Here is a 15,063-nt window from a genome sequence, read left to right on the forward strand (position 1 = left end):
TTATACGTTTTATCGATTTAATTGATTAGCCAAAATAAATTGCGTAGGCTGTTCGACTCGGGGTGGTCAGCCCCATCTCAGTGACTGTAACACCAATTTGGTCTTCGACATTTTCAAATAAATCAAATATTTTTTTACCCGATTCCAGACGAAATCCATCTTCACCCGGATAGATACAATCCGTTATCGACACACCATAGCGATTCCTAACATCACGTATCAGCGCTTCTCTGGCAAATTCGCAGGCGAAATTGCAGAGCTCCATGATAATGTACTGATCCAGAACGTTCTCCCGGGAAAGACAATAATTCTCAATTTCCCGACCAGCCGTGACAATATTCGGAAAAACATAGGTAGACTTGGCAATTTTTTCCACTCCAGCTTCACTGACAAATTCGACGCCATCCAGGGTGAAGTGCGTAGCATCAATGATTTTCGCTTCGGATACCCGATAGAGCACCTTTGGCTTCGGAATATTTCTTGCTGACTCAAGAATTCGCTCAATGGGCAGGGCCCGTCTTGATCCTTTTTTCATCCGGATATGTTCATAAAATTCGCCTTCATTCAAGAAAAATCCCAAGTTGGTCATTGCAATGCTGCTCATTTTCACACGCTCATGCTTCCTAATAAGCTCGGGCGAAGTAGGCCATTTTTTGTGCCGGCTTACCACAACAGACACATTTGCCTGCGTACAACACTTCCTGTTCATCTTCAAATGGGATACAACGGATCGATGCGCCAGTTTCTTCTTTTATCTGATCTTCACAGCTTCGCTCACCACACCACATCGCTTTGACAAACCCCGGATTTTCTGATAAATTCTTTTTGAATTCATCAATGTTTTCCGCAGTGGAGGTTTTTTCTTCCCGCATTTTCAGCGCTTTATTAAACAAGTTGGCCTGAATTTCGGCCAACAAGTCATCCACAGCCTGGCTGACATTATCCAAACTGACCTGAATTTTTTCACCCGTATCCCGTCGGGCCAGTACACATTGACCATTTTCAATGTCTCGTGGACCAATTTCCAGGCGAATTGGCACACCCTTCATTTCCCACTGGTTAAACTTCCAGCCAGGAGAATAGCCATCCAGATCATCAACCTTAACTCTGAAATCTTTCCCCAGCGCTTTACTGATTTCCCAGGCTTTATCCAATACCCCTTCTTTATGTTGGGCCACTGGAATGACCACCACCTGAATCGGGGCAATTTTAGGCGGTAGAACCAGACCATTATCATCACCATGAACCATGATAATCCCACCGATTAAGCGGGTCGATACTCCCCAGGAAGTATGGAAAGGAAAAGACTGCTCATTATTGCGATCCAGATAGGTAATTTCAAAGGCCTTGGTAAAATGCTGGCCGAGATTATGAGAAGTGCCTGATTGCAGGGCCTGACCATCGTGCATCAATGCTTCCATGGTATAGGTGGCATCGGCGCCAGCAAATTTTTCCTTATCACTTTTTCGACCAACGACCATCGGCATGGCCAGGTGGCTTTCGGCAATTTCCCGGTAGATCCCCAGCATTTGCATGGTTTCTTCCTGAGCTTCTTCCGGGGTTTCATGGAGAGTATGGCCCTCCTGCCATAAAAACTCAGAGGTTCGCAGGAATGGTCGGGTGGTTTTTTCCCAACGCACAACTGAACACCATTGATTATACAAATAAGGCAGCTGACGATAGGAATTAAGCCATTTTGAGTACATACTGCAAATAATCGTTTCTGATGTCGGGCGTACTGCCAGTTTTTCGGCCAGTTCTTTGCCGCCACCATGGGTAACCCAGGCGACCTCCGGCGCAAATCCTTCGACATGTTCAGCTTCTTTTGTTAAAAGGCTTTCTGGAATCAAAAGCGGAAAATACATGTTCTCATGACCGGTTTCTTTAAAGCGTTTATCGTAAGCACCCTGGATCAGCTCCCAAATCGCATAACCGTAGGGCCGAATCACCATAAATCCTTTTACCGGAGAATAGTCCACCAATTCAGTTTTGGAGATAACATCTGTATACCATTGGGGGAAGTCTACCGCCATGGGGGTGATTTCTTTCACTTGATTTGTCTGTTTTTTTCCCATTGTTCTTCTTTCTCAGACTTCGTCTGTTAAACAAAAAAATCACCTGCGCAAGCAAGTGATTTTTAGTGGTTATCGAGTAATTATTTTACTTCGACGCTTCCGCCAACTTCTTCAATTTTAGCTTTAATATCATCAGCTTCTTCTTTTGTAGCGCCTTCTTTTAATGGTTTTGGAGCTTCGTCAACTAATGCTTTTGCTTCTTTTAAGCCTAAGCCTGTTAATTCACGAACAACTTTGATAACTTTGATTTTTTGATCGCCAGCAGAAGCCAGGATTACATCAAAATCAGTTTTTTCTTCTACTTCTTCAGCAGCACCACCAGCAGCTGGAGCAGCCATCATAGCCATTGGAGCAGCAGCGCTAACGCCGAATTCTTCTTCTAATGCTTTAACCAGTTCAGATAATTCTAATACTGTTAAACCTTTTACGTCTTCAATTAATTGTGTTACTTTTTCACTTGCCATTTTATAAATCCTCCAAATATTCTTTCTTTAATTTAGTTTTTTTCGAATTATGCTTGTTTTTGTTCTGCGATCGCATTTAATGCGACAACCAATCCACGCATGTTTCCGTTAAGTACGTTAACAAAACCTGAAATTGGTGCGTTTAAGCCACCCAGAACCTGGGCAACCAGTACTTCTCGTGGTGGTAATTCAGCTAGATCTGAGACGCCTTTGACGTCTAAAACCTTACCATCTACCATACCTGCTTTAATTTCTAAAGCCTTATGTTTTTTTGCAAACTCGCTGATTAGTTTTGCTGGTGCAACTGGATCTGTATCACAGAAAGCAATTGCAGTAGGTCCAACCAAAACATCAAGTAAACCTTCAAAACCGGTTTCTTTTGCAGCGAACCGCATCATTGAATTTTTATATACCTTGTAGTCGATACCTGCTGCTCTCGCCAGGGAACGTAACTCAGTTACTTCTTCAACATTCAAACCACGATAATCAACGAGAACCGCTGTTTGGGCGTTACGAAGTTTCTGCGCAATTTCCTGGACAATCACTTGTTTTTCTTCAATTTTTGGCATGTATTATCTGCACCTCCTTTATAAAATCGTATCAAAAAAGCTCACTCCACAGCGTGAAGAGAGCTTTATTATTCATAAGCGTTTATCTCTTCAACCTCGGTAGGATTTACAAACCTACTGTCTATGGATGAATGCGTCTTTACAACGACGTTATTGTATCATTTGTCATTTTCTATGTCAAGTCGTTTCAAAGTTTATTATATAAAAAGCAATAAACTTCTAGATTTTTCCTGTATTGACTTTAACTCCAGGACTCATGGTGCTTGCCAAGGTTACACTGCGGAAGTATTGTCCTTTGGCAGCAGCTGGTTTTGCTTTTTTAACAGTTTCCAATAATACCATCATGTTTTCTTTTAAGGCTTCTTCGGTAAACGATGCTTTTCCGATGATCACATGAATAATATTGGTCTTATCCAAACGATACTCAACCTTACCGGCTTTGGTATCGGCTACAGCTTTGGCAATATCCATAGTTACCGTTCCTGATTTAGGATTTGGCATTAACCCTTTAGGTCCCAATACCCGACCTAAACGACCAACCTTACCCATCATGTCTGGAGTAGCAATCATTACATCAAAATCAAACCAGTTTTCTTTTTGAATTTTATCGATCATATCGTCTTCACCAAAGAAATCAGCGCCAGCTTCTTCAGCTTCTTTCAGTTTGTCGCCTTTGGCGATAACCAGAACTTTAACTGATTTACCAGTACCATGTGGCAGAACGATTGCTCCACGAACCTGTTGATCTGCATGACGTGAGTCAACACCCAATTTAACATGCAATTCAATGGTTTCATCAAACTTTGCTGTCGCCAGTTTTTTGACTTGTGCAATTGCTGCATCAATTTCAAAAAGCTCTTGCTTGTCAAAGCTTTTTACCAAATCCTGATATTTTTTTCCTTTTTTCATCTTTGCCTCCTTGTGGTAATAGCGGTTTCCCTCCCACTTAAGGTGTTTCTACCTTCTAAAATTATTCTTCGATTGTGATACCCATGCTACGGGCAGTTCCAGCGATCATTCTCATCGCTGCTTCAACAGATGCTGCGTTTAAGTCAGGCATCTTTAATGTTGCAATTTCTCTTAATTGTTCAGTTGTAACCTTAGCTACCTTGGTTTTGTTAGGTACCCCAGATCCAGACTCAATACCAGCAACTTTCTTTAATAGAACCGCAGCTGGCGGTGTTTTTGTAATAAATGAGTAAGATCGATCCTGATAAACAGTGATTACAACAGGAATAATCATTCCTGCTTCATTTGCAGTTTTTGCGTTGAATTCTTTACAGAATCCCATAATATTAACCCCATGTTGACCTAATGCAGGACCAACTGGTGGTGCTGGTGTTGCTTTACCGGCAGGAATTTGTAATTTAATCATACCAATTACTTTTTTTGCCATGATAACACCTCCTTCATTTTATTATAGTTTTTTTTCTCCTAATTGGAGTAGCATGAAGAATAGTTTTTTCCTTAAGTGTTTATTTTTTCTATTTGTTCAAATCCCAGTTCAGCGAGGGTATCTCGACCAAACATGGAAACATTGACCTTGACCTTTGATTTCTCGGCATGCACTTCTTCAATAACACCGGTGAACCCTTCTAGTGGTCCTTCAATGACCTTCACTTCTTCACCAACATGCATACTGATTTCCACACGCTGCTGACGAATGCCCATACTCTTAAGTTCTGACTTTGAGAGCGGAACAGGTTTTGAGGCAGGACCAACAAACCCGGTTACACCACGGGTATTTCGGACAACATACCATGAATCATCTGTCATGAACATTTTAATCATGACATAACCTGGAAATAGCTTTTTCTCCTTAACGACTTTTTTGCCGTTTTTACTTTCCACTATTTCTTGTACGGGAACCTGAACCTCAAGGATCACGTCCTCCATATTTCTGTTTTCGACGGTGGCTTCAATGCTTGCCTTTACCTTATTCTCATAACCGGAATAGGTATGTGCAACAAACCATTGGGCCTGTTCCTGTTGATTAGTATCCATGGTTCTCCCTTACCTAAATGTTCATAAATAACGCGGCAAGTGCACCTAATCCTGAATCAACAACCCAAACGAGAAAAGTGAATATCCCAACAATTCCGGCAACAACGCCAGATTTCTTTATCAATTCATCTTTAGTTAACCAAGTAACTTTTCGCAGTTCATGATGAACGCCTTTTAAAAAGCCGACCATCTTCTGAAAAATATTCGGTTCCTTACTTTTATCGCTTGACTTCTTTGCTGTTTTTTTCTCATTTTTTGCCGTTGACTGAGGCGCTTTCTTTTCCTCTTTTACGAGGTTTGCAGCCTTATCATCGGTTTTTTGTGCCTGTTGTGGGGTGTTATCTTTTCCTTGTTTACTACTGGCATTTTTACTTTTTTTGTTAGTTGCCATGATATTCCTCTTTATCCATTATTTCGTTTCTTTATGTGGTGTATGCTTCTTGCAAAACTTGCAATATTTATCCACTTCTAAACGATCAGGGTTATTCTTCTTGTTTTTCATGGTATCGTAATTTCTTTGCTTGCATTCTGTACATGCTAAAGTAACTTTTACTCTCATTCCAGCACCTCCTACATCCTTATATCAACACCCGCAGGAACATGCAGGCACACGTTCCCTATTTTCATAGTCACTAACATAGAATACCATAAGACCCTGATTTTTGTCAATGAAAACATTGCTAATCATCCATGATTTTCTTTATCAGTGACTGTCCGATTATTGCTGTTGCGGTTCAAATAAAAAAAGGCATATAGCCTTTTGAACAACATTAAAATTATATCAGCAACGCCGAAAATAATCAAGCAGCATTTACTATTTTTCTATTTTTAATCCCCAATAATCACAGCCGATTAAGTTTCCGTCGATATCAACTGCCTCTGGCATATGCCCCCATAACCGAAACCCATGTTTTTTGACAAGCTTGCGACTGCTGATATTGGTGTCAAATACGACTGCCACCAGGTTTCTGAATCCGATTTCCCGGGCCGCTTCTATCGCTCGCTGCATTAGCATTGAACCAATGCCCTGGCGGTGAAAATGGCTGTCCAGGTAATAACTTATTTCTGAAGTAAAGCGAAACCCCTCTCTGCCAGCGCGAAATTCAGTGAGCGTCACCCAACCAACCACCTTGCCATCGACTTCGGCCACATACATCGGATGTCGTGGCGCCGAATGATGAATGAACCAGTCTTTACGCATCTCCATGGTTGCCGGCGAAAGCTGGGCCGTAAATTTTCGGGCCGCAATGGATTCGTTCAGAATTTCCAGCACTCTGAGGTAATCTCTTTCTTCTACTAATCGTATTTCCAATGTGTCAATTATCTCCTGTATCATTCAGATTGTTTTTTTGTGTTCGGATGATTTTTAAAAACTCGTTATCAACCGTTTATTTGCGACCAATTTTCCCAAACCAGGCAATTATCACCGTTGCGATAAAAATAATGGCAACGACCCCTACCGTTGTAATCAGCGGAGAGAGGATCACACTGATCCAGGCAATAATGACCGGAGAAATGAGCGCAAACAATAGAAGCAGTCCACAGACAATTAAATACTTTTTATAATTTTCCATCAGCACTCCCCCCGCTTTGTGGCATTGCTACCGTTTAATAACTCTAAGAAGTATAAGCCTTGTTGTCACACTTTGCAACCGTTTCTTACTTATTTAATTAATTATTTACATCCATCTGTATTTTAAACGCCGATAGTTAATTCCGCCAATAAAAAAAACGGCCATCGCCGCCACATTCAAATGGTGCACCCGAGAGGATTCGAACCTCCGGCACGCAGTTTAGGAAACTACTGCTCTATCCACCTGAGCTACGGGCGCACAAAATACTTGCTTATTATATCAGACAATTAATTCTTTGAAAATAGTTTTTTATCCGATCTGCCTCAGGAAAAAAACTGAACGCTCACAGAAAGGATACCCTAGGATATCCTTTTGTGCATTTATATTTTTTAACCAGACCCTAATTGGTGCCATAGTATTCTTCCATGGTTTTTCCGCTATTGTAAATCGCCGTCGCCACATCCACACCCAAATAGCGCAAATGCCAGGGCTCGTAGGCGTAACCGGTAATATCGGTTTTACCCTGAGGATAACGGACAATAAACCCGTACTTATGGGCGTTATCCTTAATGAATTGTCCTTCAGGTGTTGCACCAAAGCTCTCTAACAGATCAAAACCGACAGTCGCACTGGTAACATCCATGGCTAAGCCCAATTGATGCTCACTCATTCCCGGTCGGGCGCTGACCAGTTCGGCCCCGTCAACCCCATACGTGTCCACATTCCAGGCATACAGCTCGGACTGGGTTTCGTATGAACGATAACCCGAGCAGCAGTATAATTCTAAACCAGCGCTCTCTGCTGCTTTAAACAGTTTTGTCAACCCGTCAGCAGCGACACTTCTCAGCTGGGTATCCCGGGTTGATGGTAAGTCAACAGTGACCAGATCGCTGGGGATATAGCTGGCTGAAATACTATGCTTTTTATTAACCAGTGTCGTGATACTATCTGTGCCGGTTCCACTTTCTGCGGCGTTGTTTTTTTCTTCTTCTTTTGTTTCGCTCTGTGCCGGTTGTTCGGTTACAGCCGCCTGATTTGTCGTCACCGGATCAGACTCTGTTTTTGCATTCGTTGTTTGCGCCGTTGATGCCTGTGAATTTTTCTGGTTGGTGGTTTCTGACTGGGTTTCGTTCCGATGCCAAAAACCGAGCGTTAAAACTGCAATAGCCAGAATCAAAATAGCCGCCAGACCACCACATGCAACGATAAAACGTTTTTTATCTTTGATTCGCATTTTTAAACCTTCTTCTTTTTTTATAATTTCATTATACACCAACTTTTAAAAGTTCGCATAATTTTTTATGAAAAAATCCCCGGTCGAACATTATATTCTTCCGGGGATTTGTCACATTAACAGGTTTAATTCGATGCCACAATAAAAAAAACAGAACAAAAAGTCCTGCTTTCAAGCATGGCAATAATCATTATGATGCGATTTATTATTCTGTTATTAAAAGCGCATTTTCGCTTCCATAATCTTCTTTTGAGCTTCTCGCATTTTAGCGATCGCTATTAAAATCTCCTGGGACACATTGTCCTTTGATGTTCCCTGCAATTTATCGGCCCATTCCTGATAGCCTGCAATATGGTCTCCGGTGTGATTAATCCAATGAGCAAGAAACACCTTGAAAATATCGGCTTCTTTATCCATATTTAATTTATCATCCATCTATACGTCTCCCAAATTGAGTTCTTTTTTAATCAAGGATACTGCTTCACGAATTTGAAGTAGTAATGGTTTTTCCTCCAGTGAAACAATATGGTGATTTTCCGGTAGAATCGGAATATAGATTTTAAATCCATCACTATTTCCAATGGCTTCAACCATTTTCGGAGTGACTTCTCCCATCATCGAGTTTGGAATGGTCATCGCAATTGAACTGATGATAAAATCAGCTTTTTTCACGGTAACAGCAATGGCATTTTCGCCAGTAGCACCTTTATTGGCGCCTTTTTTTAACATCGCCGCAGTGGCCAGCGCATTGGTTCCCAAACCATATATTTCAATATATGGTGGTATTTCATCTTTTAAAATACCGACAATTCGAGAGCCAATGCCTCCTCCCATGCCGTCTAGCACTACTATGTTCATCGTCTAGACCGTTGTTCCTTCAATAATAATTTTGTGGTTAAGAAGCTTGACTTCTTTTAATTTGCCTTGAACAATTTTTGTACCGCCCAATAAATCCGACAGGGTTAAACTGCCATCTTCATTTGGAACGATATCAACAACGTAGTCCATAATTTTAGTTTCTCCTTCAGGAGTGATCATATAAGCTGAAGATTCACACATGTTCTCAGTCTCCTTTCTTCTAATTGAGGTTATTTTAACATAGTCTGCCCCCTAACACAAGTCAGGGGGCAACTGGTTTATTATAAGTTTTTAGACGACTTTCATCGCTATTCGTATCATCCGCACTGGTCGAGTAATGTGCAAATTTTAGAATTGCTTAACCTAACTCTTTTTTTGCTGCCACCAAATGCTTATCGGCTTCGCTCATCAGTGCAATTGCTTCGATTAAGGACTCGGCAACATCATTTTTACCCAAACGATTCATTTTTTCAACCCAGGTGTTGTATTCCATGGCATGATCCTGATTGTGCGCCACCCAGTGATCGAGTAGCAATCCCAGGATTTCAACATCCTTATTTTCGACATCACCACCATGGCAATAACCGGCGCCGTTTTTATTGTGGTGTCCACAATGACCATCACCGTGAACATGGGGGTGGGGATGATCATGGCCGTGTGTGTGATCGTGTCCATGCGAATGATCATGGCCATGGGCATGGGCCTGACTTTCATGTCCATGTGCGTGCTCATGTTTATGAGGGTGGGGATGGGCGTGATGATGGGTGTGCTCATGCTCATGCTCTTTTGTATGGGTATGTTCACTGCCATGATCATGGTCATCGCTGTGAGGGTGACTATGGGTGTGTCCATGTTCGTGATTATGCTCATGAATGTGTTCATGACCTTCATCCCCGGTATGCGGATGCGAATGTTGATGTTCGTGTTGGGCTCCACCTAAATGCGGATGGCCTTCTTCATGCTCATGATGCTCACCATGGCTGTGTTGTTCTTTATTGCTACACATATTGTTTCCTCCTGTTGATCTGATTTTTTTATAATTATAGCATCCTTTTCTTAATAAATCGATAGCTATTTTGAATTATTCTAAACTGTGTAAGTTTATGCTTTGGGTTAAAAAAAGGCAGAACACGTCTGTGTTCTGCCTTCAGGCATGTCTTTATTTTGACAGGGTCAAAATGTATTACATAATTGGATCCATAGCAAGTGCTGGATGTCCTTTTGATTCTAAGAATTCTAATACTGCTTCAGAATCGCTGGCAATTGTTTCATCACAAACCATGTCTGCGAAGTTTTCAATTCCGGTCATTTCTTTAACTGCTTTATTTAAACGTTCTGCAACATCGTCTTTTAATTCTTTTGGCATCCAAACGATTCGTTGTAAACCGCCTTCTGCTGACATGAATTTTTTAGAACCGATCAGGAATCGACCATGACCCATGAAGCCTGGAGTTTGAACCCCACCACCGGTCATTGAAGCCAATTCACCGAAAGTCATACCAACTGGTGAAGTATCACCGAACTCACGGTTTACAATGATAACACCGTTTGCTTCTGGCATGATACCACAGATACATTCGAAACAACCACATGATGTCATTGGATCTTCAAGGATTGAGTACAGTGTAACTGCTTCAACAGCACCTTGAGAATCTCTGGCTACTACTTCATTTACAGAATCCCAACGTCCTAAACGTTCGTCAATAGCTTCGCCTTTAACGATTGGTTGGTTAGGTCCGGTTGGGTCTAATTCTTTAGTTGCTTTAGCATCTAACCAGGAAACAGCACCACAAAGACCTAAACGTTCTGGTGTTACTACACAAACATGGCTTGGAGCAAATGATTGACATAACAGACAGGTGTAGAATTCATCAACACTTTCATCTGTCAGAGCGCCCATTCGTTCGTCACGTTCAGCATAGATCGGTTTAACCAGTTCTTCGCCAAGACGTTTTACATCTTCTGCATTGGTGTAAATGGTAACTTCACATTTGTCAACAACTTTATCAAAGTCAGAACGCATTTTTGCATATAAAACTTCACCGATGTGTCTTAAACGGAAGCCTTTTTCAAATGCTTCTTTTGTTAAACGGATCCATGCAATATTTCTTTGACCAACATGCATTGCGCCTTCAATATAGTTTGTGAAGTAATGGATACGTCTTTCGAGTACGGTTTCAAAGTCTTTTTGCATTGCTTTGCCACCAACTTTAACAACAACACCCATTGGCAGACGAACAACGTCTTTACCTTCGAACATAGCGTCATCAATGTCAGGTCCTACCACAGTAATTTTGTGGTCTTCCATTTCAGCAACATCACCAGTTGTTACAAGTTCCCAACATTCCGTTTTGTTTCCACCGAATTCAGCAAACATGGTATCTTTACGAACACGTTCACCTTCGAAGGCTGAAGAAACAGCAACTGGACAGTCGATTTCAGTAACTTTGATTTTGATGTTACGGGCTTCTAAAGAAGTCGCAACAACTTTGCTGTTATCTGGTTGGTTTAATAATAAGGTTGGTACTTCGTTGATGTATGTTTCAGTTACAGCTGGGAAGCCTAACTCGATAGCAGCAGCTCCGGCAGCAATAATTTTGTTATCCCATGGTCCAAATACGTTAACAAACGCTTTAACACGGTTTTTGGTATAGGTACGGTGAGCCAGGAAGTCGCCAGGAGGTGTTGCACCAAAGATTAAGCTGGCACGTAACGCTACAGATACAACGTGGATAACAGATTCGATTTCGTATCCCAAAGGAATAACGCGAAGGTCGATACCCATTTTGATTTTTTGTTCGATCGCCTGGTCAATTACTTTACCAACCATGAAGGTCAATAAACCTTTGCCCTGGTAATCTTTAACGATGCTAGCAAGCATTTCAGCATCTTTGCATTCACCGATAATAACAGCAACACCTGGGATGTCGTCAGTAACCAGTGGCACACCGAAGTTACGAACTTCAGCATCAGTGATATGTCCTAAGTAACGAACATCAGTTGTATTTAAATCTTCAACTGCACGACCTGCGTATGGAAGATCTTCATAAACATATTTAACTGCTTCAATGATTTCCGCACACATTGCAGCAGAAGTTCCGGCATCTAAGCCTTGTTGCAGGTAATTTGTACGGTTGATCTTAGCTTTTGCAAGTTCTAAGGCTTCTTCTAATTCACCTACGTTGGTAACTTTTTTACCGGTGATGGCATAGATACAAGGCAGTGCGTAAGCAGTACCGGGGAATTTTACTGGTGTTTCTTTTCCCTTTTCAGCAACGACTTTGGCAACCATTTCTTCAGCACGTTGCTGATACTGGGCTTGACCGTCGTAAACAATATCAAAAAGATTCATATTCATATGGACTTTTTCCTCCTTAGATTCGTTCAATTAACATTAGATTTTTGTTGCTTTATTTAAAACTCGTTATTTCTTTTTTTCCTGTACAATTTCCAGAATCCGCTTACCTAAATTGGCAATGTCTTCTTTCATGACAGGATCGTCATAGGGTGACTTGTTGTTTCGGTCAGACTCTGAAATCGCATCACGGTAGTTTAAGAAACCAATAATGTTTTCAGCTCCGATTTTTTCGGTAAGAAAGGCGATGTCTCCGTCATTCCGGATTTTATTTCCAATAACATAAACTTGTTTAACACCAATATCCGTAGCCATGGATTTAACTTTATGATAAGTTTGAATACTGCGAACACCTGGCTCAACGACAACGATAAAGGCATCGACGGCACCAGCGGTTCCACGACCCAAATGTTCAATGCCAGCTTCCATATCCATGATGACCACATCTTTCTGGTATAAAACCAGATGGCTCATCAGCATTTTTAAAAGCACATGCTCCGGACAGACACAACCGGATCCACCGGTATCGACCGTCCCCATCGTCAGTAATTTAACACCATTAAATTCTTTGGCATAACGGTCGGGGATATCAGCTACCTCTGGATTCATTTTGAACATTGAACCAAAAGAACCGGTATCGGCAGCAGTACGTTCTTCAATCATGTCTTTCATTTCAGAAATAGGAACAATACTGGCAATCATTTCTTCGCTCATGCCTAAGGCAAGACCAAGATTGGCATCGGGGTCAGCATCAACTGTTAACACATTATATCCCTGGTCGGCAAAATATCGGCTCAAACTTGCTGAGATGGTTGTTTTTCCAACCCCGCCTTTTCCTGTTAATGCTATTTTCATTTTATCACCTGTCTATCTTTATATAATTAGATACCTAATGCAACTCGTTTTGCTTCAATATCTTCCATGATCTTATCAACCATGACAATTGGATCTTTTTCGAATACGAAGTGGGCACCGATGAATTCCTGAACATCTTCAGTCATCAGTTTAGTGAAGTTTGGTGAACCCAATACTTGTGGAATAACACCCAGATAAGTATTGATACCAGAACCAACTACGTAGTTAGCGATCGCAACGGCTTTTTCTGACATCCATTCTGGAGCGATACCAACAACTGGTAATAAGGCTGGATCGATTCCTTTTAAATCTGCACACAGGTTTACTAAGTGAAGGATACGGCTGATATCTACACAAGAACCCATGTGAAGTACTGGTGGAATGTTTACACGTTCACAAACTTCTAACAGACCTCGACCACATTTTTCTTTTGCTTCTAATGTTAATAAACCAGCTTTTGCAGCAGCTTGAGCAGCACAACCAGTAACAACACAGATGACGTCACGTTTGATCAGTTCTTCCATAACTGTGATATGTGCATAGTCATGTTGTTGTTTAGGATTGTTACAACCAACAACACCAGCAGCTCCACGGATAACACCGGCATAGATAACGTCAGTAAGTGGTTTAACTGTTCCCAGACCATCTTCTAACTGAGAGTTAACAACTTTGTCCAGATGATCAATGATGGTTTCTACAGAGTAACCAACCATTGTATCTTGTTTAATGTCTGGAATTTCTACTTTGGAAGCATCACGATTCGGGAAGTTATTGATCGCAATTTTTACGATTTCAGCAGCATTTTCTAAGCCAGTTGCTTCAGAGAATTCGATGTACATATCGCCAGCGATTTTTGCTTTTTGTGATGTACTGATGAATCGTGTATGGTAAGTTTTAGCCAGTTCAGGCAGTGCCGGGAAGATACATTGTACGTCAACAACAACCGCTTCCATTGCACCAGTAATGATACACATTTCTTGTTGGTAGAAGTTTCCGGCAATTTTAATACCATGTCGCATGGTCATTTCATTACCAGTACAGCACATCCCAACGATGTTAATGCCTTTAGCACCAACAGATTTAGCCATTTCCACCATAGCCGGATCTTGAGCAGCTAATACAAGCATTTCAGAAAGGTTAGGATCATGACCATGGATCAGGATATTAACCATTTCAGCATCAATAACACCCAGGTTAGATGAAGATGCTCTTGCAGTTGGTGTTCCATAAAGAATATCCGAGAATTCAGTTCCGATCATGGAACCACCCCATCCATCAGACATCCCAGTTCTCATTCCACGTCGGAAAATGCTTTCATAATCTGCAGCACAACCCATATGTGTTGAATGCATTAATGTTACAACTTCCTGATCAATAGCTCGTGGTGCAATATCTTCACGTGCCCAAATTTCCTGACGAGCTTTTGGTGCTCTCTTTAAGAAACGTTGAGTTCCAAATGGTTTACCAAATTCTTCAAGGGCAATTTCAGCCATTTCATGTGCTAATGCGTAAGTTTCTTTGGTATCAGCGTCAACAACATCCCATTCCTTAGCAATTCGACGTAATTTTGCTTCATCACGTACTTTAAATGGACCTTCTGCAGAAGCATGATGCATTGCATGAACGATATCACGAGCATGATCCGAGTGAGCAGATGTACCTGCAGCAACCATTCTGGCAAAGTTTCTGGCTACAATTGTGTCTGCATTCGCTCCACAAATACCTCTTTCAGCACCTTTTCCAGGAACTGGACTGACTCGACATGGACCCATTGCACAAATTCGGCAACATACCCCTGCTTCCCCAAAACCACATTGGGTTTTTTGTGCAGCACGGCGATCCCACATTGTTTCTGCGCCATCTCTCTGAGCTTTCGCAAGGGAAGCTTCAGCGACCTTATCGTAGTTTAAAATTTCATTGCTCATATTTTTTCTACCTCTCTAAATTTTATAATTTATATCAACGCACCCGTTTCGTATAATAGATAATTTTTACGGATTTGCAAAAAGTTTTATCATATCGAAAAAAATAATCAAATTACCCTTTACAAACATTGTTAAATGTTATACAATGTA

19 protein-coding genes, 1 tRNA gene and 1 other annotated feature are annotated in these 15,063 nt (G+C 41.3%); all 20 genes read right to left on the reverse strand.

The features are described 5' to 3' along the window. Nucleotides 1-25: 25 nt before the first annotated feature. Nucleotides 26-604, reverse strand: a complete 579-nt coding sequence (locus CHL1_RS13425) for a hypothetical protein (RefSeq protein ID WP_228882630.1) — start codon at nucleotides 602-604, stop codon at nucleotides 26-28. Nucleotides 605-623: 19 nt separating this feature from the next. After that, nucleotides 624-2,075 (reverse strand): proline--tRNA ligase, encoded by a 1,452-nt coding sequence (proS, locus tag CHL1_RS13430; RefSeq protein ID WP_250933415.1) that lies wholly within the window; start codon nucleotides 2,073-2,075, stop codon nucleotides 624-626. An 80-nt stretch (nucleotides 2,076-2,155) separates the two neighbouring features. Then, nucleotides 2,156-2,539, reverse strand: a complete 384-nt coding sequence (rplL, locus tag CHL1_RS13435) for a 50S ribosomal protein L7/L12 (protein ID WP_228882626.1) — start codon at nucleotides 2,537-2,539, stop codon at nucleotides 2,156-2,158. A 47-nt stretch (nucleotides 2,540-2,586) separates the two neighbouring features. Then, nucleotides 2,587-3,108 (reverse strand): 50S ribosomal protein L10, encoded by a 522-nt coding sequence (gene rplJ / locus CHL1_RS13440; protein ID WP_228882624.1) that lies wholly within the window; start codon nucleotides 3,106-3,108, stop codon nucleotides 2,587-2,589. Between the two features lie 24 nt (nucleotides 3,109-3,132). After that, nucleotides 3,133-3,253, reverse strand: a sequence feature (ribosomal protein L10 leader region). A 74-nt stretch (nucleotides 3,254-3,327) separates the two neighbouring features. After that, a complete protein-coding gene (gene rplA / locus CHL1_RS13445) occupies nucleotides 3,328-4,017 on the reverse strand; it encodes a 50S ribosomal protein L1 (RefSeq protein ID WP_070372473.1) in 690 nt (229 codons plus the stop codon). Nucleotides 4,018-4,078: 61 nt separating this feature from the next. Further along, nucleotides 4,079-4,504, reverse strand: a complete 426-nt coding sequence (gene rplK, locus CHL1_RS13450; RefSeq protein WP_070372472.1) for a 50S ribosomal protein L11 — start codon at nucleotides 4,502-4,504, stop codon at nucleotides 4,079-4,081. Between the two features lie 71 nt (nucleotides 4,505-4,575). Beyond that, nucleotides 4,576-5,112, reverse strand: coding sequence for a transcription termination/antitermination protein NusG (gene nusG, locus CHL1_RS13455; RefSeq protein ID WP_070372471.1), 537 nt, complete (start codon nucleotides 5,110-5,112; stop codon nucleotides 4,576-4,578). 13 nt (nucleotides 5,113-5,125) lie between these two features. Beyond that, the gene (secE, locus tag CHL1_RS13460; RefSeq protein WP_084633762.1) at nucleotides 5,126-5,503 is read right to left on the reverse strand and encodes a preprotein translocase subunit SecE; all 378 of its coding nucleotides are present in this window, start codon (nucleotides 5,501-5,503) and stop codon (nucleotides 5,126-5,128) included. An 18-nt stretch (nucleotides 5,504-5,521) separates the two neighbouring features. Further along, nucleotides 5,522-5,671, reverse strand: a complete 150-nt coding sequence (gene rpmG / locus CHL1_RS13465) for a 50S ribosomal protein L33 (RefSeq protein ID WP_014355470.1) — start codon at nucleotides 5,669-5,671, stop codon at nucleotides 5,522-5,524. A 255-nt stretch (nucleotides 5,672-5,926) separates the two neighbouring features. Then, nucleotides 5,927-6,424: a GNAT family N-acetyltransferase gene (locus tag CHL1_RS13470; protein WP_250933417.1), complete on the reverse strand. Its 498-nt coding sequence runs from the start codon at nucleotides 6,422-6,424 to the stop codon at nucleotides 5,927-5,929. 76 nt (nucleotides 6,425-6,500) lie between these two features. Beyond that, entirely contained in the window at nucleotides 6,501-6,686 is a 186-nt protein-coding gene (locus tag CHL1_RS13475; protein ID WP_250933419.1) for a hypothetical protein, read from the reverse strand. A 181-nt stretch (nucleotides 6,687-6,867) separates the two neighbouring features. After that, a tRNA-Arg gene (locus tag CHL1_RS13480) sits at nucleotides 6,868-6,944 on the reverse strand. A 142-nt stretch (nucleotides 6,945-7,086) separates the two neighbouring features. Next, the gene (locus CHL1_RS13485) at nucleotides 7,087-7,920 is read right to left on the reverse strand and encodes a M15 family metallopeptidase (protein ID WP_250933421.1); all 834 of its coding nucleotides are present in this window, start codon (nucleotides 7,918-7,920) and stop codon (nucleotides 7,087-7,089) included. Nucleotides 7,921-8,136: 216 nt separating this feature from the next. Next, nucleotides 8,137-8,355, reverse strand: coding sequence for a DUF8180 domain-containing protein (locus CHL1_RS13490; RefSeq protein ID WP_070372468.1), 219 nt, complete (start codon nucleotides 8,353-8,355; stop codon nucleotides 8,137-8,139). After that, nucleotides 8,356-8,778, reverse strand: a complete 423-nt coding sequence (locus CHL1_RS13495) for a DUF3842 family protein (RefSeq protein ID WP_070372467.1) — start codon at nucleotides 8,776-8,778, stop codon at nucleotides 8,356-8,358. A gap of 3 nt (nucleotides 8,779-8,781) precedes the next feature. Next, nucleotides 8,782-8,979: a CooT family nickel-binding protein gene (locus tag CHL1_RS13500; RefSeq protein ID WP_070372466.1), complete on the reverse strand. Its 198-nt coding sequence runs from the start codon at nucleotides 8,977-8,979 to the stop codon at nucleotides 8,782-8,784. A gap of 157 nt (nucleotides 8,980-9,136) precedes the next feature. Further along, entirely contained in the window at nucleotides 9,137-9,784 is a 648-nt protein-coding gene (locus tag CHL1_RS13505; protein WP_250933423.1) for a DUF8180 domain-containing protein, read from the reverse strand. A 177-nt stretch (nucleotides 9,785-9,961) separates the two neighbouring features. Beyond that, nucleotides 9,962-12,130 (reverse strand): acetyl-CoA decarbonylase/synthase complex subunit alpha/beta, encoded by a 2,169-nt coding sequence (acsB, locus tag CHL1_RS13510; RefSeq protein WP_250936289.1) that lies wholly within the window; start codon nucleotides 12,128-12,130, stop codon nucleotides 9,962-9,964. 72 nt (nucleotides 12,131-12,202) lie between these two features. Next, the gene (locus CHL1_RS13515; protein WP_148636695.1) at nucleotides 12,203-12,988 is read right to left on the reverse strand and encodes an ATP-binding protein; all 786 of its coding nucleotides are present in this window, start codon (nucleotides 12,986-12,988) and stop codon (nucleotides 12,203-12,205) included. 26 nt (nucleotides 12,989-13,014) lie between these two features. Further along, nucleotides 13,015-14,913 (reverse strand): anaerobic carbon-monoxide dehydrogenase catalytic subunit, encoded by a 1,899-nt coding sequence (gene cooS / locus CHL1_RS13520; protein ID WP_250933425.1) that lies wholly within the window; start codon nucleotides 14,911-14,913, stop codon nucleotides 13,015-13,017. Nucleotides 14,914-15,063: the final 150 nt, after the last annotated feature.

Origin of the sequence: Acetobacterium wieringae (assembly GCF_023700225.1) — a bacterium.
GTDB classification, from domain to species: Bacteria; Bacillota; Clostridia; order Eubacteriales; family Eubacteriaceae; genus Acetobacterium; species Acetobacterium wieringae.

Excerpts from the sequence above, each read along its gene's own strand:
- CHL1_RS13425 (WP_228882630.1), bottom strand. The coding sequence starts at position 604 with ATGAGCAGCATTGCAATGACCAACTTGGGATTTTTCTTGAATGAAGGC.
- proS (WP_250933415.1), bottom strand. The coding sequence starts at position 2,075 with ATGGGAAAAAAACAGACAAATCAAGTGAAAGAAATCACCCCCATGGCG.
- rplL (WP_228882626.1), bottom strand. The coding sequence starts at position 2,539 with ATGGCAAGTGAAAAAGTAACACAATTAATTGAAGACGTAAAAGGTTTA.
- rplJ (WP_228882624.1), bottom strand. The coding sequence starts at position 3,108 with ATGCCAAAAATTGAAGAAAAACAAGTGATTGTCCAGGAAATTGCGCAG.
- rplA (WP_070372473.1), bottom strand. The coding sequence starts at position 4,017 with ATGAAAAAAGGAAAAAAATATCAGGATTTGGTAAAAAGCTTTGACAAG.
- rplK (WP_070372472.1), bottom strand. The coding sequence starts at position 4,504 with ATGGCAAAAAAAGTAATTGGTATGATTAAATTACAAATTCCTGCCGGT.
- nusG (WP_070372471.1), bottom strand. The coding sequence starts at position 5,112 with ATGGATACTAATCAACAGGAACAGGCCCAATGGTTTGTTGCACATACC.
- secE (WP_084633762.1), bottom strand. The coding sequence starts at position 5,503 with ATGGCAACTAACAAAAAAAGTAAAAATGCCAGTAGTAAACAAGGAAAA.
- rpmG (WP_014355470.1), bottom strand. The coding sequence starts at position 5,671 with ATGAGAGTAAAAGTTACTTTAGCATGTACAGAATGCAAGCAAAGAAAT.
- CHL1_RS13475 (WP_250933419.1), bottom strand. The coding sequence starts at position 6,686 with ATGGAAAATTATAAAAAGTATTTAATTGTCTGTGGACTGCTTCTATTG.
- CHL1_RS13485 (WP_250933421.1), bottom strand. The coding sequence starts at position 7,920 with ATGCGAATCAAAGATAAAAAACGTTTTATCGTTGCATGTGGTGGTCTG.
- CHL1_RS13490 (WP_070372468.1), bottom strand. The coding sequence starts at position 8,355 with ATGGATGATAAATTAAATATGGATAAAGAAGCCGATATTTTCAAGGTG.
- CHL1_RS13495 (WP_070372467.1), bottom strand. The coding sequence starts at position 8,778 with ATGAACATAGTAGTGCTAGACGGCATGGGAGGAGGCATTGGCTCTCGA.
- CHL1_RS13500 (WP_070372466.1), bottom strand. The coding sequence starts at position 8,979 with ATGTGTGAATCTTCAGCTTATATGATCACTCCTGAAGGAGAAACTAAA.
- CHL1_RS13505 (WP_250933423.1), bottom strand. The coding sequence starts at position 9,784 with ATGTGTAGCAATAAAGAACAACACAGCCATGGTGAGCATCATGAGCAT.
- acsB (WP_250936289.1), bottom strand. The coding sequence starts at position 12,130 with ATGAATCTTTTTGATATTGTTTACGACGGTCAAGCCCAGTATCAGCAA.
- CHL1_RS13515 (WP_148636695.1), bottom strand. The coding sequence starts at position 12,988 with ATGAAAATAGCATTAACAGGAAAAGGCGGGGTTGGAAAAACAACCATC.
- cooS (WP_250933425.1), bottom strand. The coding sequence starts at position 14,913 with ATGAGCAATGAAATTTTAAACTACGATAAGGTCGCTGAAGCTTCCCTT.